Genomic DNA, 24,667 nt, shown 5'->3' on the forward strand with positions numbered 1-24,667 from the left:
TTATCCCGATGGCGAGGCGTCCGGTGACCGCGAAGAACCCGATCGGCGCCGTCCCCCTGGCGCTGTCCGCCGCTGCCGCGTACGTCGTCCTGGCCGGCACGGCGGGCTACCTGACCCTGGACCGGCGCCCGGCGCCGCCCGCGCCCACCACCGCCGCGGCGGCGGCCGACCTGCCCGTCATCACCACGACCACCGCCCCGGCGAGCACCGCGCCGGCCGCCGGCACCACCGCCCCGACCACCCCGGACCTCCCGCCGGACCTGCGACGGGTCGACGCGCCGGGCGGCCTCGGCACCGTGATCCCGGTCGGCTGGGAGGTCGCCACCGGCACGGTCGCCACCACCCTCGTCGTCACCGACCCGACGTCACCGCGCCGCGAGCTCCGGCTCGGCGGCGCGCCGGTGACCGACCCGTCGACACCGCTCCTGGAGCGCATCACCCGGGCCGCCGCGGATCGCGAGCGCGACCCGGCCACCGCCGCGTCACGCTCACCCCGACGACGATCCGCGACCACCCGGCCGTCAGCTGGGAGTTCGACGAGAACGGCCCGGCGGGCGCGAAGCGGGTCGCCACCGCGTTCTGGGAGTCCGGCGGCGTCGAGTACGTCCTCTACTCCGCCGGCCCGCCCGAGGAGTGGGAGCTGACCCGGTCACGCCTGGCCGGCATGGTCGAGCGGTCCAGCCCCTAGACCCGGCGGGCGGTCGCGAAGCGCGGTCGCCACGCCAGGTCGCGGTGGTCCGCGACGTCGGTGAGCACCCGGCGCGCGGAGAGCAGCGCGGGCACGGTCGCGCCGTGGCTGTCGTCGTGCTCGATCGCCACGTGCCCGCCGGGCTTGAGCAACCGCGCGGCCACGCCCACGACGTGCCGGATCACGTCGAGCCCGTCCGACCCGCCGAACACCGCGTGCCGCGGGTCGTGGTCGGCGACCTCGGGCTGCACCTCGGTGCCGTCCGGCACGTACGGCGGGTTGCACAGCACCAGGTCCACCTGCCCGTCCAGGTCCGACAGCACGCCCGGCCCGGTCACGTCACCGGCGTGCAGCGTGATGGGCGTGTCGCCCGCGACGGCGCACGCCTCCGCGTTGCGCCGCGCCCAGGCCAACGCCGAGGGGTCGCGCTCGACGGCGTGCACGGACGCGGCCGGCAACCGGTGCGCCGCCGCCAGCGCCAACGCGCCGGAACCCGTGCACAGGTCCACCACCACCGGGTCCTCGGACTCCACGGTGGACAGTGCCCACTCCAGCATCAGCTCGGTCTCCGGGCGCGGGATGAACACGCCCGGACCGACCTCCAGGTCCACCCCGCCCAGGTACGCCCGGCCGGTGATGTGCTGCAACGGCACGCGGGTCGCGCGCAGCCGCACCGCCTTGTGCAGCGCGTCCACCACCGGCGGGTCGACCAACGGGATCAGCGGCAGCCGCGAGCGCTCGACGCCGAGCACGTGGGCCGCCAGCAGCTCGGCGTCCACCCTGGGGCTGTCGACACCCGCCGCGGCCAGCAGGCGTTCCGCTTCGTTGATGGCCGTCCGCAGCGGGTGTCGGGTCATGCGCCCAGGGTAGGGGGATCAGAAGTTGATCATGTGGCCGGCCAGCCCGTGCACCGCTTCCTTGACCGCCTCGCTCAACGTCGGGTGCGCGTGCACGTTGCGCGCCACCTCGTGCACGGTCAGGTCCCACTGCTGGGCCAGCGTCAGCTCCGGCAGCAGCTCGGTCACGTCCGGTCCGATCATGTGCGCGCCGAGCAGCTCGCCGTACTTGGCGTCGCTGATCAGCTTGACGAAGCCGTTCGGGTCGGCCAGGCCGTGGGCCTTGCCGTTCGCGGTGAACGGGAACTTCGCCACCTGGACGTCGAAGCCCTTCTCCCGGGCCTGCGCCTCGGTCCACCCGAACGACGCGATCTGCGGCTGGCAGAACGTCGCGCGCGGGATCATCGGGAAGTCCAGTTCCATGGTCTCCGCGCCCGCGATGGTCTCGGCCGCGACGATGCCCATGGACTCGGCCGCGTGCGCCAGCATCAGCTTCGCGGTCACGTCGCCGATGGCGAAGATGTGCGGGACGGTGGTGCGACCCCGGTTGTCGACGGCGATCGCGCCGCGCTCGGTCAGCTCGACGCCGGTGTTCTCCAGGCCGTAGCCCTCCACCCGCGGCTGGAAGCCGATCGCCTGCATGACCTTGTCGGCCTCCAGGACCTCCTGCTGCCCGTCCTTCGACACGGTGACGCGGACCTTGTCGCCGCTGTCGTCGATGGACTCCACCCGGGTGGACGTGCGCACGTCGACGCCCATGCGCTTGTAGCGCTTGGCCAGCTCGGCGGACACCTCCGCGTCCTCCAGCGGAACCACCCGGTCGAGGAACTCGACGATGGTGACCTTCACGCCGTAGTTGTGCAGCACGTACGCGAACTCGACGCCGATGGCGCCGGCGCCCGCGATGACGATGCTGCCGGGCAGCTCCTTGGTGAGGATCTGCTCCTCGTAGGTCACCACCCGGTCGGAGAGCGTCGTGTTCGGCAGCAGCCGGGTCTTCGCGCCCGCGGCGATGACGGCGTGGTCGAACGTGACGGTCTCGCCGTTCACCTCGATGGTGTTGGCGTCGCGGAACGTGCCGAAGCCGTTGTACTCCGTGATGCCGTTCTTCTTCATCAGGAAGTGCACGCCCTTGACGCGCCCGTCCGCGACCTTGCGGCTGCGGTCGTGGGCGACGCCGTAGTCGAACTTCACCGTGCCGTCGACCTGGATGCCGTAGGTCTTCTGCTCGTGGGTGAACAGGTGCGCGAGCTCCGCGTTGCGCAGGAGCGCCTTCGACGGGATGCAGCCCACGTTCAGGCACACCCCGCCCCAGTAACGCTCCTCGATGACCGCCGTCTTCAGCCCCAGCTGGGCCGCCCGGATCGCGGCGACGTACCCGCCTGGCCCCGCACCGAGGACCACGACGTCAAAGTGTGCGCTCATGAACGACACATTAGGTGCCCAGTTGGTCCGACAAGAACTCAACGGTCCGACGCCACGCGTCGGCGCGGGCGGCGGCCGTGGCGGCGACCGTGCCGCCCGTCGAGAAGTCCACGCCCGGGCCCGGCGCCACCGGCTCGACCGGCCGGTGGGGTGGCCCGGCGATCAGGTGCCCTGCCTCGGGGTACACCACGCGCTCGTGCCGGTGGGCGTGCCCGTGCCCGGTCAGCCGGCGCCAGGCGACCTCGCTCAGCTCCGCCGACGGCCACCACCCGTCCCGCCCGGATGAGAGCAGCAACACACCGCCCCCGATCCGCTCGACCGGGATCTCGGCGTCCTCCGGGATGCCGTCGGCGAAGTCGAACGCCGAGTTCAGCCGCACCGGCTCGCCCGAGACCACCCGCTCGCGCAGCTCGTCGGGGATCGAGTGCGGCAGGTACGGCAACGGCCTGCCCCGCCACGTCCACGACGAGGCCTCGTGCGCCAGCTTCGGCAACAACCGCGTCCCCGGCCCGACGCACTGCGTGACCACGCCGCTGCCCGCCACGCTGACCACCGCCTCGACCCGCGGGAACGTCGCGCCGAGCAGCAACGCCGCCTCACCGCCGCGCGACCCGCCGACGACACCCAGCCGCCCCGCCCGCGCGCCGAGCCACTCCAGCGCGGTCCCGAAGTGCTCCAGCGGGACCTCGACCAGGTCGTCCGGCACGCCCGGCACGCCGAAGTACGCCAACGCCAGCGCGGCGAACCCGTGCCCGGCCAGCAGCGCCGCGTCCAGCTCGCGCACGCCGCCCTCGGACCCGCCCAGCACGATCACGCCGGGGTGGACCCGGTCGTCGTCGGGCTCGAACAGCACGCCGACCAGGCCGTCCTCGCCCACCTCGGTCCGCCGCACCCCGTCGGGCACGGTGAGCCGGTCCAGCTCCACCTCGTCGACCCCGACGACCTCGATCGACGTCGGGCCGCTCGGCTCACCCGTCCGGGACATCGACCAGAACAGCCCCATCGGGTCGACGCCGGCGTAGTCGCCCTCGACGGGCGCGTGCCTGGTCAGGTCCACCACGCCGCGCTCGTCGGCCAGGAACACCGCGGTGGACGACCAGTCGCCCGTCGACGCGCGCACCACGACCCGTTCGTCCGGTGGCAGGTCGACCACCCGCACGTCCAGCACCGCGTCAAGGGGGGCGCGCCGCGGGTTCACCAGGATTTCCGCCATCGCGCGCCCTCCGTCATCGCCTCACCCGGCGGCGAGTCGCTCCGCGCGGTCGGCCGACGCCAGGGCGTCCAGCACCGCGTCCAGGTCGCCGTCGAGCACCTGGTCCAGGTTATGGGCTTTGTACCCGACCCGGTGGTCGGAGATGCGCGATTCCGGGAAGTTGTAGGTCCGCACCCGTTCGGAGCGGTCCACCGTGCGGATCTGCGTGCGCCGGGCGTCCGACGCCTCCTGCTGCTGCTTCTCCTCGGCCAACGCGGTCAGCCTGGCCTGGAGCACCTGCATCGCGCGCGCCTTGTTCTGCAGCTGGCTGCGCTCGTTCTGGCAGGACACCACGATGCCGGTGGGCAGGTGCGTGATGCGCACCGCCGAGTCGGTCGTGTTGACGCTCTGCCCGCCCTTGCCGGACGAGCGGAACACGTCGATGCGCAGGTCGTTCTCGTCGATCCCGACCTCGACCTCGTCGACCTCGGGGAACACCAGGACGCCGGCGGCGGAGGTGTGGATGCGGCCCTGGGACTCGGTCACCGGCACCCGCTGCACGCGGTGCACGCCGCCCTCGTACTTCAGCCGCGACCACACGCCGTCCGGGGTGTCCGCGCGGCTCTTGATGGCCACCGTGACGTCCTTGTAGCCGCCCAGGTCGGAGTCCGTGCCGTCGAGCACTTCGGCTTTCCACCCGTGCCGTTCGGCGTACCGCAGGTACATGCGCAGCAGGTCGCCCGCGAACAGGGCCGACTCCTCGCCGCCCTCGCCGGACTTGATCTCCAGCACGACGTCCGAGCTGTCGTGCGGGTCGCGCGGCAGCAGCAGCTCGGTCAGCTTCGACTCCAGCGCCGGGACCGTCCTGGCCAGCTGCTCGGCCTCCTCGGCGAACACCTCGTCCTCGGCGGCCAGCTCGCGGGCGGTCTCCAGGTCGGACCTCGCCTGGGCCAGCTCACGGGCGGTCTTCACGACCGGGGTGAGCTCGGCGTAGCGCTTGCCGAGCTTGCGCGCGCCCGCCTGGTCGGCGTGCACCGAGGGGTCGGCGAGCCTGGCTTCCAGCTCGGCGTGCTCGGCCAGCAGGGCGTCCAGCGTCACGATCTTGCTCCGGTCTCAGCGTCTGGCGAGGGTGTTTCCGGGTCTGGAGACGACAACGGCGCCCACCCGCGGATTCGGGGTGGACGCCGTTCTGGCAGCTACTTGGCGCGCTTGCCGTAGCGGGCCTCGAAGCGCGCGACCCGGCCACCGGTGTCCATGATCTTCTGCTTGCCCGTGTAGAACGGGTGGCAGTTGGAGCAGATTTCAACGTGGATGGAGCCGGACGACTTGGTGCTGTGGGTGTTGAAGGTGTTGCCGCAGTTGCAGCTGACCTCGGTCGTCACGTACTCGGGGTGAATGCCGGTCTTCAACGTCTGTCCCTTTCCTCGGTGGCCGCCGGGTCCTCGTTGGGGATTCTTCGAGGTGAACCGGAGCCGGACTCGACCTGACAGTGTGCCAGATCGGCCGTCATGGTCTGCAACGCGAGGCTTCGCACGCTTGTTCCCGGTGGCCGGTGTCACAACCGTTCGCCGATCGTGGTCGACCATCCGGCGCATGAGGTAACCGCTGAACTACAGACAGCGGCGACACCCGCTGCGTGGACGCCACACTTACGGGGTGTTCTGCACTGTCGGGCGTCCCCTGTCGTTGACCTCGTGGCTGGCCGTGCCGTTCCTGTTCGGCATCGCCGTCCTCGGTCTCACCGGGTTGGGTGGTCTGCTGGTGGGTGCTCCGGGACAACTGGTCCTGTCGAGCCCCGTGTTCGGCGCCGGCGTGGCGGTCGGCATCGCGACGTCGAACGCGGTCGGGTGGACCGCCCGGTGGCAACGCGCGTGGCTGCGCTGGCCGTACCTGGTGGCCGTGCTGGCGGCGGGGGTGCTCCTGGACGGCGTGCGCGTGCCCGTGGCGGCCGTCGTGGGCCTCGGCGTGCCGGTCACCGCGCTGCTGGTCGCGCAGTACTTCCTCGAACGCCGCCGCACCGCCGCGCTGGCCGAGGCGGGCCTGGTCGCGCCCTCGCCACCCTGCTGACGGCCACCGGAACGCCCGGTCACCCTGAGCGCCCGGTCACCCTGAGCGCCCGAAGGCCCGCCCGGCGTGGTGCCGGACGGGCCTTCGGTGGTCGGACGGGGTCAGTCGTTGTCCCCGCCCGGGGTGGTCTTGGCCACCTGCATCAGGAACTCGATGTTCGTCCGGCTCTTGCGGAGGCGGTCGAGCAGCAGGTCGATGGCCTGCTGGCTGTCCAGGGCGTGCAGCACCCTGCGCAGCTTGTGCATGACCGCCAGCTCGTCCGGCGAGAGCAGCAGGTCTTCCTTGCGGGTGCCGGACGAGTCGACGTCCACCGCCGGGAAGGTCCGCTTGTCCGCGATCTTCCGGTCGAGCTTGAGCTCGGCGTTGCCGGTGCCCTTGAACTCCTCGAAGATCACGCTGTCGCCCGCGGACCCGGTCTCGACCAGGGCCGTCGCGATGACGGTCAGCGAGCCGCCGTCCTCGATGTTGCGGGCCGCGCCCAGGAACCGCTTGGGCGGGTACAGCGCGGTCGAGTCGACACCACCGGACAGGATCCGGCCGCTCGCGGGGGCCGCGAGGTTGTAGGCACGGCCCAGGCGGGTGATCGAGTCCAGCAGCACGACCACGTCGTGACCCATCTCGACCAGGCGCTTCGCCCGCTCGATGGCCAGTTCCGAGATCGTGGTGTGGTCCGACGGCGGGCGGTCGAAGGTGGAGGCGATGACCTCGCCCTTCACCGACCGCTGCATGTCGGTGACCTCTTCGGGGCGCTCGTCCACCAGCACCACCATCAGGTGGCACTCGGGGTTGTTCTTCGTGATCGCGTTCGCGATCGACTGGAGCACCGAGGTCTTGCCCGCCTTCGGCGGCGACACGACCAGGGCTCGCTGGCCCTTGCCGATCGGCATCACCAGGTCGATGACGCGCGTGGTGAGGATGTGCGGTTCCGTCTCGAGGCGCAGGCGCTCGTTCGGGTACAGCGGCGTCAGCTTGGTGAAGTCCGGCCGGTTGCGGGACTCCTCCGGGTCGAGGCCGTTGATCTTGTCCACCCGCACCAGCGGGTTGAACTTCTGCCGCTGCTGCTCACCGTCGCGCGGCTGCCGCACGGCGCCGATCAGGGCGTCGCCGCGGCGCAGCCCGTACTTGCGGACCAGCGACAACGAGACGTACACGTCGTTCGGCCCGGCCAGGTAGCCCGAGGTGCGGACGAACGCGTAGTTCTCCAGCACGTCGAGGATGCCCGCCACGGGCAGCAGGACGTCGTCGTCGCGGACCTCGGTGTCCGTGGTGGGACCGCCCTCGTCCGCACGCCCACCGCGACGGCGGCGGTCGCGGAAGCGGCGACCACGACGACCGCCCTCGTCGTCGTCGTCGATCGGACCGCTCTGCTGGCGGTTGCGGTTCTGGTCGCGGTCGCGGCCACCGCGGTCGCCGCGGTCGTCACGCCCGCCCCGGTCCTGCCGGTCGCCGCGATTGCCTCGGTCGCCCCGGTCCTGGCGCTGTTCGCGCTGCTCGGAGCGATCCTGCCGGTCACCGCGGTCCTGCCGGTCGCCCCGGTCGGACCGCTCGACGCGGTCCTGCCGCTCAGGGCGGTCCTGCCGCTCGGCGCGCTCGCCCTGCTGGCGGTCCGACTGCTGACGGTCCGCCTGCGGGCGGTCGGCTTGGACGCGGTCCGCCGCAGCGGGTCGGTCGGCCTGGGCCGGCGCCTGCTGAGCGTCCGCGGCCGGGGCCTCGGGGCTGCCCGCGGGGCGGTTGGAGGAACGGCGGCGGCGGTTGCCCCGGCGGCCACCCTCCTCCTCCACGACGGGACGGTCGGTCACGTCGAGCTGCTGCTGGGTGGGCTTGTCCACGGCGGGAGCCGCGACGGCCTTCTCCACGACGGGCTTCCCGACGACCGCCTTGGGCGCCTCGGCCTTCTTCTCGGCCTTGGGCGGCGTCGCGGCACTGCCCCGACCGGAGGTGCCGCCCTGCCGCTCCTTGATGGCGGCGATCAGGTCGCCCTTGCGGAGGCCGGCCGTGCCGGTGATGCCCAGCTGACCTGCGAGTTCACGGAGTTCGGCCAGCACCATTCCAGAGAGGCCCGCGCGCTTGCGCGGCGTGGCGCCGCCGTTCGAAGGGGTGGTCAGAGCGTTCTCCTCGGCTCCGGAACTGCCGGTAGCGGGATTGGGAGCAGCAGGAGCTTGGCTGCTCAGTACATCGGTGTTGGTCACACATGTCCTTCCTGACCGGAACGCGCCTCCTACGCGTTCCAGCGGACCTGCCGTCCGACGGAATGCGGTGCGGCAGTTTCGTCCCGGTTCAGGCGGACCTGGCGACGGCGCGGAACGCGCACGAAAGCGGAGTCCTCCGGTGCGGGACTTCGGTCACACGGCGAGCGGGTGCCTTCCAGCGTCGGCCCCGTCCATACGGCACAGAGCCAGATCACTGGAGGAATGCGACCCGGAACGAAAGTCCGGGCACCACACCGGCGCCCGTGCGCGCGGTGACTGATGGCCCCGAGGGTAGACGCCGGTCCGGCCGGGTGCAACAACCGGGGCACGGCGCGTCGCACCACTCAGCCGAGTGGCGCAACCCGGACTCCGGCCAGGTCGACCGGCACGCGCCGCGCCTCGAACCCGGCCAGGTCCACCCCGGGCGGCAGCACACCGTCCGGCGACAGGGCCAGGACCGTGGGTCCGGCGCCCGACACCGCGGCGGCCACCCCCGCCTCCCGCAGGGACCGCACGAGCCTCGTCGTCGCAGGCCAGGCGGGTTCCCGGTAGGGCTCGTGCAACCGGTCGTCCAACGCGTCGACCAGCAACGACGGGTCCGCGGTGAGCGCGTGCACGGCCAGCGCGGACCGCCCCGCCGCGAACGCCGCGTCCTCGTGCGGCACCTTCGACGGCAGCAGGCCGCGCGTGGTGCGGGTGGACGACTCCTCCGAAGGCACCAGCACGACCGGCGTCACACCGGGGTGCGGGTCCACACGGACCGCGCGGTAGCGGTCACCCTGCGTCCACGCGATCACCACGCCGCCGAGCATCGCCGCCGCCGCGTTGTCGGCGTGGCCCTCGAACTCGGCGGCGAGTTGCAACGCGCTCGTGTCCGTCTCGCGACCGGCGAGGGCGAAACCGGCCGCCACGCCGGCCACGACCGCCGCCGCGGACGAGCCGAGGCCGCGCGCGTGCGGGATGGCGTTGCGGCACGTCAGCCGCAGCCCCGGGGCCTCGACCCCGACCAGCTCGCAGGCCGCCCGGAACGCCCGCACGACCAGGTGGCGCTCGTCGGTCGGCACGTCGGCGGCGCCCTCGCCGGACACCTCCACCGCCAGCCCGCCGTCGGTCACGGCGAACTCCAACTCGTCGTGCACACCCAGCGCCATGCCCAGCGCGTCGAACCCCGAGCCGAGGTTCGCCGTGGACGCGGGCACGGTGACGCGGACGCAGCGGGCCGCCAAGGCCCTCACGCCAGCTCCAGGGCGGTCGCGACGGCGCCGGGGTCGACCGGCACCGGCTCGACCTCGGGCATGCCCAGCAGGGCCGTCCCGGGGTCCTTCAGGCCGTGGCCGGTGACCGTGCAGACGACCGTGGAGCCCTTCGGCAGCCGGCCGTCGGCGACCGTGGCCAGCATCCCCGCCACGCTGGTCGCGGACGCGGGCTCGACGAAGATGCCCTCGGTCGAGGCCAGCAGTCGGTAGGCCTCCAGGATCTTCTCGTCCGTCACGGCCTCGAACAGCCCACCGGACTCCTCCTTGGCGGCCACCGCGCCGGTCCACGACGCCGGGCTGCCCACCCGGATGGCGGTCGCGATGGTCTCCGGGTTCGCCACCGGCTGCCCGAGCACCAGCGGCGCGGAGCCCGCGGCCTGGAACCCGAACATCCTGGGCGTGGCGCCGATCACGCCGTCGGCGTGGTAGTCGGAGTACCCGCGCCAGTACGCGGTGATGTTGCCCGCGTTGCCGACCGGCAGGCAGTGGACGTCGGGCGCGCGGCCCAGCACGTCGCAGATCTCCCACGCGGCGGTCTTCTGGCCGATCAGCCGCACCGGGTTGACCGAGTTGACCAGCGTGATCGGGTACTCGGTCGCCGTCTTGGAGGCCAGCTCCAGGCAGTCGTCGAAGTTGCCGTCGATCTGCAGGATCCGCGCGCCGTGGGAGACCGCCTGGGCGAGCTTGCCCAGCGCGATCTTGCCGCGCGGCACGAGCACCGCGGCGGTGAGGCCCGCCTTGGCCGCGTACGCCGCCGCGCTGGCGGAGGTGTTGCCGGTCGACGCGCAGATCACCGCGCGGATGCCGCTGGCCAGCGCGTGCGTCATGGCCACGGTCATGCCGCGGTCCTTGAACGAGCCGGTCGGGTTCGCGCCCTCGACCTTGACGTAGACCCGGCAGCCGGTCAGCTCCGACAGGTGCTCGGCGGCGACCAGCGGCGTGCCGCCTTCGTGGAGGGTGACGACCTTGGCGCCCTCGGGGAGTTCGATCCGGTCCGCGTAGGCGTGGATGATGCCGGGCCACCCCGGTCGCACGCCTGCTTGGATCGTCATGTTTCTTCGCCTTCCACCCTCATCACGCTGACCACTTCCCGAACTACGGGCAGCCCGCCGATTTTGTCCACGGTCGACCGCAGTGCCGCGTCGGTAGCGGCGTGGGTGACGACCACCAGGCTGGCGTCGTCGACCCGGCCCTCCTGCCGCACGGCCGCGATGCTCACGTCGTGTTCCGCGAACACCGCCGCCACCTGCGACAACACGCCCGCCCGGTCGGCGACGTCGAGGCTGATGTGATAACGCGTCGGCGTCTGGCCCATCGGTCGGACGGGCAGCGCCGCGTAGGCCGACTCACGCGGGCCGCGCCCCTGGTGCACCCGGTTGCGGGCCACCGCGACGAGGTCGCCGAGCACCGCGCTGGCGGTCGGGGCGCCACCCGCGCCCTGGCCGTAGAACATCATCTCGCCGGCCGCGTCGGCCTCCACGAACACCGCGTTGAACGCGCCGTGCACGCCGGCCAGCGGGTGGGAGGTGGGGATCATCGCCGGGTGCACCCGCACGGAGATGCCGTCCGCGCCGTCCGTCGTGACCCGCTCGCAGATCGCCAGCAGCTTCACCGTGCGGCCGAGCGCCTTGGCGGCGGCGATGTCGGCGGCGCTGACCGACGCGATGCCCTCGCGGTGCACGTCGGCGGCCGTGACCCGGCTGTGGAAGGCCAGGGACGCCAGGATCGCGGCCTTGGACGCGGCGTCGAACCCGTCCACGTCGGCCGTCGGGTCCGCCTCGGCGTACCCGAGCCGGGTCGCCTCCTCCAGGGTCTCGGCGTAGCTCGCCCCGGTCGAGTCCATGCCCGAGAGGATGAAGTTCGTGGTCCCGTTGACGATGCCCATCACCCTGGTGATGCGGTCGCCGGCCAAGGACTCGCGCAGCGGGCGCAGCAGCGGGATCGCGCCCGCCACCGCCGCCTCGAAGTACAGGTCGGCGCCCGAGGCGTCGGCGGCCTCGAACAGCTCCCCCGAGTGCTCGGCCAGCAGCGCCTTGTTCGCGGTCACCACCGACTTGCCCGCGCGCAACGCGGCGAGCAGCAGCGAGCGGGCGGGCTCGATGCCGCCGATGACCTCGACGACCACGTCCACGTCGTCGGAGGCGACCAGGGCCTCGGCGTCGGTCGTGAGCAGCTCGGCGGGCACCTCGCGGTGCTTGTTCGGCCTGCGCACGGCGATGCCGGTCAGCTCCAGCGGCGCGCCGACCCGCGGGGTAAGGTCGGCCGCCTGGTCGGTGAGCAGCCGGACCACCTCGGTGCCGACCGTGCCGCAGCCCAGCAGCGCGACCCTGATCGGTTTGCCGACGCGTTCGTGGCTTGACACTTCTCATACCTCCAGGCGGAACAGGTCTTCCTCGGTCTCCCGGCGCAGCAGCAACCGGGCCTGGCCGTCCACGACCGCGGCGAGCGCGGGCCGGGGAAGTCGGTTGTAGCCGCTGGCCATGGAGTAGCAGTACGCGCCGGTCGCGGCGACCGCGATGAGGTCGCCGGGCGCGAGGTCGTCGGGCAGCCAGCAGTCGCGCACGACCACGTCGCCGGACTCGCAGTGCTTGCCCACGACGCGGCACAGCACGGGTTGCGCGTCCTCGCCCGCGTCGCGCGAGACGAGCTTGCAGTCGTAGACCGCGTCGTAGAGCGCGGTGCGGATGTTGTCGCTCATGCCGCCGTCCACGCTCACGTACCGGCGCACCACGCCCGCGTCGAGCTGGACGTCCTTGATGGTGCCCACCTCGTACAGCGTCACCGTGCCGGGGCCGACGATGGCGCGGCCGGGCTCGACCGCGATCTTCGGCACGGGCAGCTCGGCGTGCTCGCACTCCTTGGCCACGATGTCGCGCAGCTGCCTGGCCAGCTCGGCGGGCGGCGGCGGGTCGTCGTCGGCGGTGTAGGCGATGCCGAGGCCGCCGCCGAGGTCCACGGTCGTGACGTGGTCGAGCAGCTCGCCGCCGTGCTCGTCGCGCAGCTCCGCGAGCAGCCCGATGACCCGGCGCGCGGCGACCTCGAAGCCGCTGGCGTCGAAGATCTGCGAGCCGATGTGGCTGTGCAGGCCGATCAGCCGCAGCCCGTCGGACTTCAGCACCCGGCGCGCCGCCTCGGCCGCGTCACCGTTGGACAGCGAGAAGCCGAACTTCTGGTCCTCGTGCGCGGTGGCGATGAACTCGTGCGTGTGCGCCTCGACGCCCACCGTCACCCGGATCATCACCGGCTGCACGCGCCCGCGTTCACGGGCGACCTGGTCCAGCCGGGCGATCTCGTAGAACGAGTCCAGCACGACCGCGCCGACACCGACCTCGACCGCAGTGGTCAGCTCGGCGACGGACTTGTTGTTGCCGTGCAGCGCGATCCGCTCCGGCGGGAACTCGGCGCGCAGCGCCACGGCCAGCTCGCCGCCGCTGGCCACGTCGATGCTCAGGCCCTCTTCGGCGACCCACCGGGCCACCGCGACGGACAGGAACGCCTTGGACGCGTAGTGCACCCGGGTCGGGTCGCCGAACGCCTCGGCGTGCTCGCGGCAGCGCGCGCGGAAGTCGCCCTCGTCCATCACGAACAGCGGGGTGCCGTGCTCCTGGGCGAGCCGGCGCACGTCCACGCCCGCCAGGCGCACCGCGCCGTCGTCGCCGCGCTCGGCGTTGCGCGGCCACACCTGCGGGTGCAGCTCGCCGAGCGCCCGCGCGGAGGACGGTCGGTTGCCCGCCGTGTTCGACGGGACCATGACGTCGGCGTGCCGGGGACCGGCCGGGTGCGCGCGCATCACATGCGCTCCGGCGCGGTCACGCCCAGCAGCGCGAGGCCGTTGGCGAACACCTGGCGGGTCGCCGCGCACAGGCTCAGCCGGGCCCGGTGCAGCTCGGTGGTCTCCTCGTCGCCCCTCGGCAACACCCGACAGGCCTCGTAGAACCGGTGGTAGGTGCCGGCCAGCTCCTCCAGGTACCGCGCGACGCGGTGCGGTTCGCGCAGCTCACCGGCGGTGGCGACGACGCGGGGGAACTCGCCGACGGTGCGGATCAGGTCGCCCTCGCGGTCGTGGGTGAGCAGGTCGACCGCGTCGCCGCGCTCGACACCGAGGTCGGCGGCGTTGCGGAGCACCGACGACAGCCGGGCGTGCGCGTACTGCACGTAGAACACCGGGTTGTCGTTGCTGCGCTTGCGCAGCAGGTCCAGGTCGATGTCCAGGGACGAGTCGGCCGAGGAGCGGGTCATGGCGTACCGCGCGGCGTCCACGCCGACCGCGTCCACCAGGTCCTGCATGGTGATCACGGTGCCCGCGCGCTTGCTCATCCGCACCGGCTTGCCCTCGCTGACCAGGTTCACCATCTGGCCGATCAGCACCTCGACCGACGCCGGGTCGTCGCCGAGCGCCGACGCGGCGGCCTTGAGCCTGCCGATGTAGCCGTGGTGGTCCGCGCCGAGCATGTAGATGCACAGGTCGAAGCCGCGCGACCGCTTGTCCGCCAGGTACGCGATGTCACCGGCGATGTACGCCGGGTCACCGTCGCTCTTGATGACCACGCGGTCCTTGTCGTCGCCGAACTCGGTGGACCGCAGCCACCAGGCGCCCTGGTCGAAGTACAGCGCGCCGGAGTCCTTGAGCTGGTCGACGGCCTTGGCGACGGCGCCGGACCGGTGCAGCGAGTCCTCGTGGAAGAAGACGTCGAAGTCGGTGCCGAAGTCGTGCAGGTCCTTCTTGATCTCCTCGAACATGAGGCCGACGCCGATGCGGCGGAACACCTCGTGCGAGTCCTCGGCGCTCAGCGCGCCGGGCTCCTGCCGCAGCACCTCGGCGGCGATGTCGCCGATGTAGCCGCCCGCGTAGCCGTCCTCCGGCGCGGGCTCGCCCTTCGCGGCGGCGATCAGGGACCGGACGAACCGGTCGATCTGCGCGCCCGCGTCGTTGAAGTAGTACTCGCGGGTGACCTCGCCCCCGTTGGCGGCGAGGACGCGGCCGAGCGCGTCGCCGACCGCGGCCCAGCGGGTGCCGCCCAGGTGGATGGGGCCGGTCGGGTTCGCCGAGACGAACTCCAGGTTGATGCGGACGCCGGCGAACTGGTCGCCGCGGCCGTACGCCTCGCCCGCCTCGACCACGTCGCGCACGATCGCGCCCTGGGCGTCCGCGGCGAGCCGCAGGTTCAGGAAGCCCGGACCGGCGACCTCGACCGAGGAGATGGCGTCGGCGCCGGTCAGGGCCTCGGCGAGCCAGCCCGCCAGGTCGCGGGACGCCACGCCGGCCTTCTTGGCGGTCTGGAGGGCCACGTTGGTGGCGTAGTCGCCGTGCTCGGGGTTGCGGGGGCGCTCGATCGTGACCGCTGTCGGCAGGGCGGCGGGGTCGAGGCCGCGGGTGGACAACACGTCCACGGCCGTCGCACGGACCAGTTCAGCGAGCGCAGCGGGAGTCACCCGGCAAGTCTAGGGAAGCGTTCCCGCTGGTCTCGACCGGGATGCGCGTCCCGCGAAGTGGGAACGGCAACCGGTGCCGACCACCCGCCGTGACGGCCAGTTGACGGTGATCAGACACGGTATCCCTACACTGGCCCGCGGCATGGGCGTATGACGAGACTGAGGCGGACATGACCAGCGGCAAGAAGACGAAGGCCGCGCGCTCCAGCGTTGCGGCGGCGCGCTCCTCGGTGGTGGCCAAGAAGCCGAAGCCGTGGGGGACCATCATCGCGGTGGTGGCCGTGCTGGCCCTGGCCGGCACCGTGTTCGGTTACGCGTACAGCCAGATCGCGGACCGCGACGCGAAGGAGCAGGCCCTCGCCCAGTGGAACCCGACCGAGGAGAACAAGGACCCCTCGGACCAGATCGCGGGCGTGACCAAGCGCGAGTACGCGCCGGGCAAGCACGTGGACGCGCCCAGGCGGGTCGCGTACGACTTCTCGCCGCCGTTCGGCGGGCCGCACGACAACCAGTGGGCCGACTGCAACGGCGTGGTCTACCCCACCGCCGTGCGCACCGAGAACATGGTCCACGCGATGGAGCACGGCTCCCTGTGGTTGGCCTACAACCCCGACCTGGTGACCGGCGAGGCGTTGGACAAGCTCAAGAGCCGGATCGACGGCCAGCCGTTCTCGATGATGTCGCCGTACCCTGGTCTCGACAAGCCGATCTCGCTGCAGACGTGGGGTCACCAGCTGAAGCTCGACAGCGCCGACGACGAGCGCATCGACCAGTTCATCCAGTCGCTGCGGCGCAACCAGTACACCTACCCCGAGGTCGGCTCGCCGTGCGACAACGCCGCCTTCGTGGACAACCCGGCGCCGTTCGTCGCCGAGGCGCCCGGCCCGGACGCCGAGTCGATGGGCACCGAGGCCGAGAGCGCGCGGAACTCCCCCGCTGCCTCCTCCACGGCGCCGTCGTCGGGCAGCTGAGCACGTGACCGATCGGTCCGCCGAGGCCACACCCGGGCGGGGCAACCTCGCCTGGGTGGTGGTCTCGGTGGCCGTGCTCGCCACCTTGCTGCTGGGCGCGGCGGTCGGCCTGCTCATCAAGCTCCCCGGTTCGGACTCCGCCACCACCCCGGCCGCCGACTCCGTGGACGTCGGGTTCTCGCAGGACATGGCCATGCACCACCTCCAAGCGGTGCAGATGGCCAACATCGCCCGCGACCGGACGGCCGACGAGGATATCCGGTCGTTCGCGTTCGACGTCTCCAGCACGCAGCTGGAGCAGGTGGGCCGCATGAAGGGCTGGCTGATGCTCTGGGGTCAGCCCGAGCAGCCGTTGCAGGGCAGGCATATGGCCTGGATGACCGAGAACGGCGAGCACGGGCACAGCGCCACCGCGACCGCGTCCGCCGGCAGTCCGATGCCGGGCATGGCGACCTCCGAGGAGCTGGCGAAGCTGCGGTCGCTGACCGGCGCCGAGTTCGACGTCTACTTCCTCCAGTTGATGCTCCGGCACCACCGGGGCGGCACGTCCATGGTGCGGTACGCGGTCGACCACGCCGGCGAGCACGCCGTGCGCACTCTCGCGGAGAGCATGCTCAAGTCGCAAGCCAGTGAAAGCGAATACCTGGAGCGGCTCATCGCCGAACACGGGGCACAGCCACTCGCCAGGTGAGCGGGTCGGTGCCGGCGCTTTTCACCTTGCCACGCGCTTCCCCTCTCCGATACGTTCCGATTCGAGGCAGCAGGGGGCTGCCACGAGGGGACCACGATGAAGCGAATCGGAGCAATTCTGGCCGCGCTCGTTTCGGTACTGGCGATCATGGTCATCGTCAATCCGTCGGCGCAGGCGAGCAATTCCAGCACGAGTGGTTGCACGAACGTGTTCGTCGAGTACCAGTCCATCAACGCGACCGTCAGGTACGTGAGCTGGGTCGAGTCGCGCAACGTCTGCGGCCCCTACCCCGGCCACTTCCAGACGTACGGCGTCAACGACGTGGACCGCAACCCGATCCTCAACCACCGGGTCTACATCAACCAGTACTTCAACCGCGGTGGCTGCATCTCCGGCACCGGCTGGCGCAACGACGGTGGCGGCAATTTCTACAACATGGGCAGCACCTGCACGCTGATCGCCTGATCGCTGATCGCACCGCGAATGCCGCGGCCCTCGAATTCCGGGGGTCGCGGCATTCGTGCGTCCGGGTGACGAATGCGATCCGACAGCGGTCCCGCCGGCGGGACGCGATTCCCGCCGGCGGGACGGTGTTTTCCGCCAGTGGTTTCCCGCCGGCGGGACAGGGGTTCGCGGCGGGACCCGGTGGCGTGACCCCAGCTTCGGTCGCGAGCTCTTCCTCGGCCACTTCCGCCTCGACCTGATCCACCCGCACCCCAGCGGCTCGGCCGAGGACCGCGAGCGCGGCGAGACCTTCCTCGCCGCGCTGCGCGAGTTCTGCGAGCACTCCGTGGACGGCGCGCGGATCGAGCGCGACGCCCTCATCCCCGACCACGTGGTGGCCGAGCTGCTGGTGGTGATGGCGCAGGTGCCGGGCAAGGGCATCAGCGCGTTCGTGGTCGAGGGCGACTCGCCCGGCATCACGGTGGAGAACCGCAACGAGTTCGCCGGGCAGGCGCGGGTGCGGGTGGACGAGCTGTTCGACCGGTTGGGGCGCAACTCCGACGACTCGGACGCGAGGGTGGCGCGGCACGTCCTGGACGGCCGGTTCACCTGGCTGGAGGAAGGGGTGCTGGACCCGCCCAGCCCCGGGCCGTGGATCGCGGACTCGACGCACCGGGCGTCCACGGCGCAGGACGTCCACCGCACGACGTGACGCGGGGGCGGTTGGTGTGCACGGGGCAGGTGTTTGCGGGCGCGGCACCTGCCCCGTGGCACGGTCGAAAGGGGACCACGTCCCCCGTACTCCCCTTTCGACTCCCCTTCTAACAGCGGAAGGAACACACCCTCCAGGAGGAGGTCCCTGTGACGCTACGTCGTTACTGACCAGTTGATACTTACGACGTTCGAGTGAATCGCCGAGGAAGAACCACTCGACTACCGTCAGGGAGTCACCGCACCTCGGCGGTCGAACACGAGTTCGCGCGCCGACCGCAACCCGATCGCGATGGCCCCGCTGAGCACCGCGCCGTCACCCAGCTCGCCCGCCACGATCCTCGGCACGAGCGGCGTCATCCGCCGCAGCGCGGCCTCCACCGGCTCCTTCAGCAGGTCGGTGTTGCCGCCGATGCCGCCGCCGAGCACCACCAGCTCCGGGTCGATCACCGCCACCACCGACGCCACCACGAACGCCAGCCGCTCCGCTTCGTCGCGCACCGCGAGCAGCGCCCGTTCGTCGCCGGCGCGCGCCGCCGCGAACACCTCCCGCGCCGACCGCGCCGCCAGACCGCGCTGCTTCGCCAGCGCCACCACGGACTCCGCCGCCGCCGCGGCCTCCAGCTGGCCGCGCCGCCGCCCGTCCTCTTCGGACTGACCGGGGTAGGGCAGGTAGCCGACCTCCCCCGCCGCGCCGTGCGCGCCGCGGAACAACCGGCCGTCCACCACGATCCCCATGCCGATCCCGGTCCCGACCGTGACGCACACGAACACGTCGACGTCCCGTGCCGCACCGTGCGACTGCTCGCCGACGGCGGCGAGGTTCGCGTCGTTCTCCACGACCAGGCCCGGTCCCAGCTCGGCCTCCAGGTCGTCCAGCAGGCCGGGGCGTTCCCAGCCGGGCAGGTTCGGCGCGTGGCGCAGGGTCCGGTCGCGCGGGTCGGGCACGCCGGGCGTGCCGACGACCTTCACCACCAGGTCGGCCGCCGACAACCCGGCGTCGGACACCGTGCGCTCGGCCAGGTCCCGCACCGTGCGGACCAGCGCCGTGGCCGAGCGGCACCGGTTGCGCTCGTCGGACCGCGCGATCACCGAACCGGCCAGGTCCGCGACCGCCACCCGGATCCGCTGCCGGCCGATGTCGACGCCGAGCACGTGGCCCGCCGCGGGGTTCGGCTCGTAGAGCACGGCCGACCGGCCCGGCCCCGCCGACGTGCGGCCGATGGGGCGCACCAGACCGTGCCGCTCGAGGTCGAGCAGAGCCTGGCCGACGGTCGGCTTCGACAGACCGGTGTCCTTGGCGACCTGCGGCCTGGTCGCCGGACCTCCCACCCGCAGGCGGTCGAGCACCGCGCGCTGGTTGAGCACGCGCATCGCCGCCGGGGTGCCCACCAGGGGCGGGTTCGGGGCCGTCACAGTCCGCGAGTGTAGATCGGGTGGAGCAGTGCCCGGACAGGCTTGCGGACAAGTTGCGCGGGCACCCTTGACATCGATGTCAGCAACCCCTTTGCTTCGCTAAAGATCGGGTCGACATGGGTGAGAGGCGTGCGCGATGGGGCACATGCGTGGCAGGAGATCGCTGGTGGTCGTCTCGACCATCGCGGTGGCGCTGGGGAGCGTGGGAGGCTGGCCCTTCGCGACCGCCGCACCGGGGGAGCCAACCGTGAGCGAGACGCTCTTCGCCACGTCGTTCGAGGACGGGCAACCGCAGCCGAGCTGGACGAGCACCGTGGAGACCGGACCGGACGGCACGCCGAAGACCTCGGGCGTCGACGGCTCGGACGCCACCGGCATCCCCGGCGACGTCACCGACCGCGTGGTCGACGTGGTGGCCAACTCCGAGAACTCCGGCTCCGGCGAGGTCGCGGGCAACCTGGTCGACGCCACCGTGTCGTCCAAGTGGCTCACCTTCACGCCGACCGGCTGGGCGCGGTTCACCTTCACCGAGCCCGTCGCGGTCAGGCGCTACGCCCTGTCCTCGGCCAACGACGCGCCCGAGCGCGACCCGAAGGACTGGACGCTGCGCGGTTCCGACGACGGCACCACGTGGACCCCGGTCGACACCCGCGCCGGCGAGGTGTTCGCCGAGCGGTTCCAGACCAAGGTCTACGACCTCGCCAACACCACGGCGTTCAAGCACTACCGGCTCGACATCTCCGCGACCGCGGGCGGCGTGGACCTGATCCAGCTGGCCGAGGTGCAGTTCTCCGACGGCTCCACCACCCCGCCGGCGAAGAACATGCGCACCACCGTGGGCAAGGGCGCCAACGGCGGGTACAACGCGAAGGCGGGCGCCGGGTTCACCGGTGTGAAGGCGTTGCGGTACCAGGGGACGCACGTCGCCGAGGGGCGCGGCTACTCGTACAACAAGGTCTTCGACGTCGACATCCCGGTCACGTCGACCACCGAGCTGTCCTACCTGATCTTCCCGTCGTTCACCGCGGACGACCTGGACTACCCGGCCACCTTCGTGTCGGTCGACCTCGCCTTCGCCGACGGCACCTACCTCAGCGACCTCGGCGCGCGCGACCAGCACGGGTTCGAGCTGTCGCCGCGCGGCCAGGGCGCGGCCAAGTCGCTCTACACCAACCAGTGGAACCGGGTCGCGTCGGTCATCGGCGCGGTGGCCGCGGGCAAGACGATCAAGCGCGTCCTGGTGGCCTACGACAACCCGAAGGGACCGGCCGGGTTCAACGGCTGGGTCGACGACATCGCGGTGAAATCCGCGCCGGTGGTGGTCGAACGACCGCGCCCGTCGGACTGGGTGCTGACCACCCGCGGCACCAACTCCAGCGGCTCGTTCTCGCGGGGCAACAACTTCCCGGCCACCGCCGTGCCGCACGGCTTCAACTTCTGGTCGCCCATGACCAACGCGGGCTCGATCAGCTGGCTGTACGAGTACGCGAAGAACAACAACCGGGACAACCTGCCAACCTTGCAGGCGTTCACCGCGAGCCACGAGCCGAGCCCGTGGATGGGTGACCGGCAGACGTTCCAGGTGATGCCGACCGCCGGCACGCCGACCGCCGACCGGGCCGTGCGCGCGCTGCCGTTCAAGCACGAGAACGAGACCGCGAAGGCGCACTACTACGGGGTGCGGTTCGAGAACGGGATGCGCACCGAGATCGCGCCGACCGACCACGCCGCGCTGTTCCGCTTCACGTTCGTCGACGACACCTCGAACCTGGTGTTCGACAACGTCGCCAACAGCGGCGGGCTCTCGCTCGACCCGGCGACCGGCGTGGTGACCGGCTTCTCCGACGTCAAGAGCGGCCTGTCCACCGGCGCGACCCGGCTGTTCGTGTACGGCGTGGTGGACAAGCCCGTCGTCTCCAGCGGTCGGCTGACCGGCGCGGGCCGCGACGACGTGGCCGGCTTCTTCCGGTTCGACACGTCCGGCGACAAGACCGTGACCATGAAGATCGCCACCTCGTTGCTGGGCGTCGACCAGGCGAAGCGCAACCTGGAGCTGGAGGTGTCCACTTCGGACACGTTCGACTCGGTGCGCGACCGGGCGCAGCGGGCGTGGGACCAGGTGCTGGGCGCGGTCGAGGTGGAAGGGGCGTCGGAGGACCAGCTGACCACGCTGTACTCCAACCTCTACCGCCTCTACCTCTACCCGAACTCGGGCTTCGAGAACACCGGCACCGCCGACGCGCCGCGCTACCGGTACGCGTCGCCCGTGCAGCCCGCCGGGCCGTCCACGCCCACGCAGACCGGCGCGAAGGTCGTGGACGGCAAGGTCTACGTCAACAACGGGTTCTGGGACACCTACCGGACCACCTGGCCCGCGTACAGCCTGTTGACGCCCGGCAAGGCCGCCGAGCTGGCGGACGGGTTCGTGCAGCAGTACCGGGACGGCGGGTGGATCTCGCGCTGGTCCTCGCCCGGCTACGCGAACCTGATGACCGGCACCAGCTCCGACGTGGCGTTCGCGGACGCGTTCGTGAAGGGCGTCGACCTCCCGGACGCCAAGTCGGCCTACGAGGCGGCGGTGAGGAACGCGACGGTCGCGCCGCCGAACGCGGGCGTCGGCCGCAAGGGCCTGGACACCTCGATCTTCACCGGCTACACGTCCACCGCCACCGGCGAGGGCATGTCGTGGGCGATCGAGGGCTACGTCAACGACTACGGCATCGCGAACATGGCCCGCGCGCTGCACGAGAAGACCGGCGAGGCGCGGTACCAGGCGGACCACGAGTACTTCTCGAACCGCGCGCAGAACTACATCCACATGTTCGACCCGTCGACGGGCTTCTTCCAGGGCCGCAACCCCGACGGCACGTGGCGCGTGCCCACCGACGAGTACGACCCGCGCGAGTGGGGCCACGACTACACCGAGACCGACGGCTGGAACATGGCGTTCTCGGTGCCGCACGACGGGCAGGGCCTGGCCAACCTGTACGGCGGTCGCGACGGGCTGGCGAAGAAGCTGGACGAGTTCTTCGCCACGCCGGAGACGGCGAAGTTCCCCGGCTCGTACGGCGGCGTGATCCACGAGATGACCGAGGCGCGTGACGTGCGGATGGGGCAGCTGGGCCACTCCAACCAGGTGTCGCACCACATCACGTACATGTACGACTACGCCGGTCAGCCGTGGAAGACGCAGGAGAAGGTGCGCGAGATCCTGTCCCGGCTCTACCTGGGCAGCGAGATCGGCCAGGGCTACCCCGGCGACGAGGACAACGGCGAGCAGTCGGCGTGGTGGCTGTTCAGCGCGATGGGCTTCTACCCGCTGCAGATGGGCAACCCGACTTACGCGATCGGGTCGCCGCTGTTCACGAAGCTGACCGTGCGCCTGGAGAACGGTCGATCGCTCGTGGTCAACGCGCCCGCCAACTCCGCGAAGAACGTCTACGTGCAGTCGTTGAAGGTCAACGGGAAGACGTGGGACAAGGCGTACCTGCCGCACGCGGAGATCGCGAACGGCGGCGTGCTGGACTTCGTGATGGGGTCTGCGCCGTCGCGGTGGGCCACGGGTCCGGACGCCGCGCCGCCGTCGTTGACCACGGGTTCCGCCGCTCCCGCTCCCCTGCGGGACGTGACGCGGTCGGGGACGGTGACCGGCGCGCCGGCGGCGTTGGTCGACGACACCTCGCAGACCTCGGGCGCGCTGTCGTGGTTGCGGGTGGACCTGCCGTCGAACAAGGAGAGCTCGACGTTCTACACGGTGACGTCGGGCAAGGGCGCCGGCGACCCGACCTCGTGGGTGCTGAAGGGCTCCTACGACGGGACGACCTGGTCGACGGTGGACGAGCGGTCCGGCGAGGCGTTCGCGTGGCGGCAGCAGACCCGGGCGTTCAAGATCGCCCGACCGGGGCACTACCGGCACTACCGGCTGGAGTTCCCCGGCCCGGTGACGGTGGCGGAGTTCGAGCTGCTGGCCAAGCCGCTCGTGGCGTGCACGGCCACGGTGACCGGCGAGCACGCCGGGCCGCTGCGCGTGCAGTCGGGCGTGACGTGCGTGGACGGCGCCTCGGTGACCGGACCCGTGACGGTGGCGGCGGGCGCGTCGCTGTACGTGTTCGGCGGGAAGGTCGAGGGTCCGGTGAACGCCACCGGCGCGGCGGCGGTCGTGCTGGTGGAGACGTCGGTCGGCGGGCCGGTGAACGTGACCGGGACGTCCGGTCAGGTGTCGCTGGAGCGGGTCACCGTCGGCGGACCGGTGCGGCTGGTGGACAACAGGGGCGGCACGGTCGTCGCGGGCAACACCGTCGGCGGGCCGCTGTCGTGCACCGGGAGTTCACCCGCACCGGTGAACAACGGGTGGGTGAACGCGGCGAGCGGACCCAAGACGGGTCAGTGCGCCGGGCTGTAGGTCGTCCGGGTCACCAGGAGATCTCGCGGCACCTCCGCGCGGAATCTCCTGGTTCGACCTGGAGCGTGGCGTGCTCGATGTGGTAGCGCTCGGCCAGCAGCGCCTGCGCGGCGCGCAGCACGTCGGCCGGGTCCACGTGGTCGCGGGTGGTGAGGTGCGCGGAGGCGACCTCCATGCCCGAGGTGAGCGTCCAGACGTGCAGGTCGTGCGCCTCGGCCACGCCGGGCACGCGGCTCAGGTCGGCCTGCACCTCGGCGACGTCCAGGCGTTCCGGGGCGTGCTGGAAGAGGATGCGCAGCGCGCTCGCGGCCAGCTTGTACGTGCGCGGCAGGACGAACAGCCCGATCGCGACACCCATGACCGGGTCGGCGTAGCGCCAGCCGAACACCAGCGTGACGACGCCGCTGACGAGGACGCCGACCGACCCGATGAGGTCGGCCAGGACCTCCAGGTACGCGCCGCGGACGTTGATGCTGTCCTTCGCGCCCTCCCTGAGCGCGCAGAACGAGACGACGTTGGCCACGAGGCCGGCGCCGGCGGCCAGCACGACGGGCAGGCCGGGCACCTCGGGCGGGTTGTCGAACCGCCCGACGGCTTCGTGCACGACGTAACCGGCCACGCCGAACAGCAGCACGGCGTTGGCGAGCGCGGCCAGCACCTCGGCCCGGTAGAGGCCGAACGTGCGGCCACCGCCCGTCCGCGCGCGGCGGGCCAGCCCGATGGCCGCCAGCGCCATGCCGACGCCCAGGACGTCGGTGAGCATGTGGGCGGCGTCGGAGATCAGGGCCAGCGAGCCGGTGGCCAGGCCGACGACCAGCTCCAGGGCCATGAACGCCGCGCCGATGCCGAAGGCGACCCACAGCCGACCGAGGTGCTTGGCGCTCCCCGACGGCACACCGTGGCCGTGTCCGTGACCCATGAGCGGAACATATAGTCACATGCGCAT

General features: G+C 71.8%; 20 protein-coding genes. 7 read left to right on the plus strand and 13 right to left on the minus strand.

Annotated elements, in window-relative coordinates; genetic code table 11:
- Window positions 1-8: 8 nt before the first annotated feature.
- Window positions 9-644 carry a hypothetical protein gene (locus tag ACQPYE_RS35155; protein ID WP_498717412.1) on the plus strand — a complete coding sequence of 212 codons (636 nt, stop codon included), beginning with the start codon at window positions 9-11 and terminating at the stop codon, window positions 642-644.
- Window positions 645-684: 40 nt separating this feature from the next.
- On the opposite strand, the gene prmC is transcribed toward ACQPYE_RS35155, so the two are convergent.
- The 5 genes from prmC to rpmE form a co-directional block, all read right to left on the minus strand.
- Window positions 685-1,545, minus strand: coding sequence for a peptide chain release factor N(5)-glutamine methyltransferase (prmC, locus tag ACQPYE_RS35160; RefSeq protein WP_498717413.1), 861 nt, complete (start codon window positions 1,543-1,545; stop codon window positions 685-687).
- Window positions 1,546-1,563: 18 nt separating this feature from the next.
- Entirely contained in the window at window positions 1,564-2,949 is a 1,386-nt protein-coding gene (gene lpdA, locus ACQPYE_RS35165; protein ID WP_498717414.1) for a dihydrolipoyl dehydrogenase, read from the minus strand.
- Between the two features lie 10 nt (window positions 2,950-2,959).
- On the minus strand, window positions 2,960-4,162 hold the full coding sequence (locus ACQPYE_RS35170) for an acyl-CoA thioester hydrolase/BAAT C-terminal domain-containing protein (protein WP_498717415.1): 1,203 nt from the start codon (window positions 4,160-4,162) through the stop codon (window positions 2,960-2,962).
- Between the two features lie 21 nt (window positions 4,163-4,183).
- Window positions 4,184-5,239, minus strand: coding sequence for a peptide chain release factor 1 (gene prfA, locus ACQPYE_RS35175; protein ID WP_498717416.1), 1,056 nt, complete (start codon window positions 5,237-5,239; stop codon window positions 4,184-4,186).
- 98 nt (window positions 5,240-5,337) lie between these two features.
- On the minus strand, window positions 5,338-5,550 hold the full coding sequence (rpmE, locus tag ACQPYE_RS35180) for a 50S ribosomal protein L31 (RefSeq protein WP_498717417.1): 213 nt from the start codon (window positions 5,548-5,550) through the stop codon (window positions 5,338-5,340).
- 247 nt (window positions 5,551-5,797) lie between these two features.
- Between rpmE and ACQPYE_RS35185 the strand changes: the two genes are divergently transcribed.
- The gene (locus ACQPYE_RS35185) at window positions 5,798-6,208 is read left to right on the plus strand and encodes a hypothetical protein (RefSeq protein WP_498717418.1); all 411 of its coding nucleotides are present in this window, start codon (window positions 5,798-5,800) and stop codon (window positions 6,206-6,208) included.
- A gap of 101 nt (window positions 6,209-6,309) precedes the next feature.
- Here ACQPYE_RS35185 and rho read toward each other — a convergent pair whose 3' ends face one another.
- The 6 genes from rho to argS form a co-directional block, all read right to left on the minus strand.
- Entirely contained in the window at window positions 6,310-8,397 is a 2,088-nt protein-coding gene (gene rho / locus ACQPYE_RS35190; RefSeq protein WP_498717419.1) for a transcription termination factor Rho, read from the minus strand.
- A gap of 344 nt (window positions 8,398-8,741) precedes the next feature.
- Window positions 8,742-9,632, minus strand: coding sequence for a homoserine kinase (gene thrB / locus ACQPYE_RS35195; RefSeq protein WP_498717420.1), 891 nt, complete (start codon window positions 9,630-9,632; stop codon window positions 8,742-8,744).
- Window positions 9,629-10,705 carry a threonine synthase gene (gene thrC / locus ACQPYE_RS35200; RefSeq protein WP_498717421.1) on the minus strand — a complete coding sequence of 359 codons (1,077 nt, stop codon included), beginning with the start codon at window positions 10,703-10,705 and terminating at the stop codon, window positions 9,629-9,631. Before thrC ends, thrB begins: the two co-directional genes overlap by 4 nt.
- Complete coding sequence (locus ACQPYE_RS35205) at window positions 10,702-12,015, minus strand: homoserine dehydrogenase (protein ID WP_498717422.1); 1,314 nt, start codon at window positions 12,013-12,015, stop codon at window positions 10,702-10,704. The genes thrC and ACQPYE_RS35205 overlap by 4 nt, the downstream gene beginning before the upstream one ends.
- Before the next feature lie 3 nt (window positions 12,016-12,018).
- Complete coding sequence (lysA, locus tag ACQPYE_RS35210; protein ID WP_498717424.1) at window positions 12,019-13,443, minus strand: diaminopimelate decarboxylase; 1,425 nt, start codon at window positions 13,441-13,443, stop codon at window positions 12,019-12,021.
- The gene (gene argS / locus ACQPYE_RS35215; RefSeq protein WP_498717426.1) at window positions 13,443-15,086 is read right to left on the minus strand and encodes an arginine--tRNA ligase; all 1,644 of its coding nucleotides are present in this window, start codon (window positions 15,084-15,086) and stop codon (window positions 13,443-13,445) included. The genes lysA and argS overlap by 1 nt, the downstream gene beginning before the upstream one ends.
- A 170-nt stretch (window positions 15,087-15,256) precedes the next feature.
- Here argS and ACQPYE_RS35220 point away from each other — a divergent pair, with 170 nt between their 5' ends.
- From ACQPYE_RS35220 to ACQPYE_RS35235, 4 genes are all read left to right on the plus strand, one after another.
- Window positions 15,257-16,057, plus strand: coding sequence for a thioredoxin-like domain-containing protein (locus ACQPYE_RS35220; RefSeq protein ID WP_498717428.1), 801 nt, complete (start codon window positions 15,257-15,259; stop codon window positions 16,055-16,057).
- A gap of 4 nt (window positions 16,058-16,061) precedes the next feature.
- A complete protein-coding gene (locus tag ACQPYE_RS35225) occupies window positions 16,062-16,748 on the plus strand; it encodes a DUF305 domain-containing protein (protein ID WP_498717429.1) in 687 nt (228 codons plus the stop codon).
- Window positions 16,749-16,844: 96 nt separating this feature from the next.
- Window positions 16,845-17,213: a hypothetical protein gene (locus tag ACQPYE_RS35230; protein WP_498717431.1), complete on the plus strand. Its 369-nt coding sequence runs from the start codon at window positions 16,845-16,847 to the stop codon at window positions 17,211-17,213.
- A 55-nt stretch (window positions 17,214-17,268) separates the two neighbouring features.
- Window positions 17,269-17,904 carry a hypothetical protein gene (locus ACQPYE_RS35235; RefSeq protein ID WP_498717432.1) on the plus strand — a complete coding sequence of 212 codons (636 nt, stop codon included), beginning with the start codon at window positions 17,269-17,271 and terminating at the stop codon, window positions 17,902-17,904.
- A gap of 227 nt (window positions 17,905-18,131) precedes the next feature.
- Here ACQPYE_RS35235 and ACQPYE_RS35240 read toward each other — a convergent pair whose 3' ends face one another.
- Window positions 18,132-19,277, minus strand: coding sequence for an ROK family transcriptional regulator (locus ACQPYE_RS35240; RefSeq protein WP_498723045.1), 1,146 nt, complete (start codon window positions 19,275-19,277; stop codon window positions 18,132-18,134).
- 178 nt (window positions 19,278-19,455) lie between these two features.
- Between ACQPYE_RS35240 and ACQPYE_RS35245 the strand changes: the two genes are divergently transcribed.
- Window positions 19,456-23,721 (plus strand): GH92 family glycosyl hydrolase, encoded by a 4,266-nt coding sequence (locus ACQPYE_RS35245; protein WP_498717433.1) that lies wholly within the window; start codon window positions 19,456-19,458, stop codon window positions 23,719-23,721.
- Between the two features lie 10 nt (window positions 23,722-23,731).
- Here ACQPYE_RS35245 and ACQPYE_RS35250 read toward each other — a convergent pair whose 3' ends face one another.
- On the minus strand, window positions 23,732-24,640 hold the full coding sequence (locus tag ACQPYE_RS35250; protein WP_498717434.1) for a cation diffusion facilitator family transporter: 909 nt from the start codon (window positions 24,638-24,640) through the stop codon (window positions 23,732-23,734).
- Window positions 24,641-24,667: the final 27 nt, after the last annotated feature.

It is taken from the genome of Actinosynnema sp. CA-299493 (assembly GCF_050946825.1).
In the GTDB taxonomy this organism is placed as follows: Bacteria; Actinomycetota; Actinomycetes; order Mycobacteriales; family Pseudonocardiaceae; genus Actinosynnema.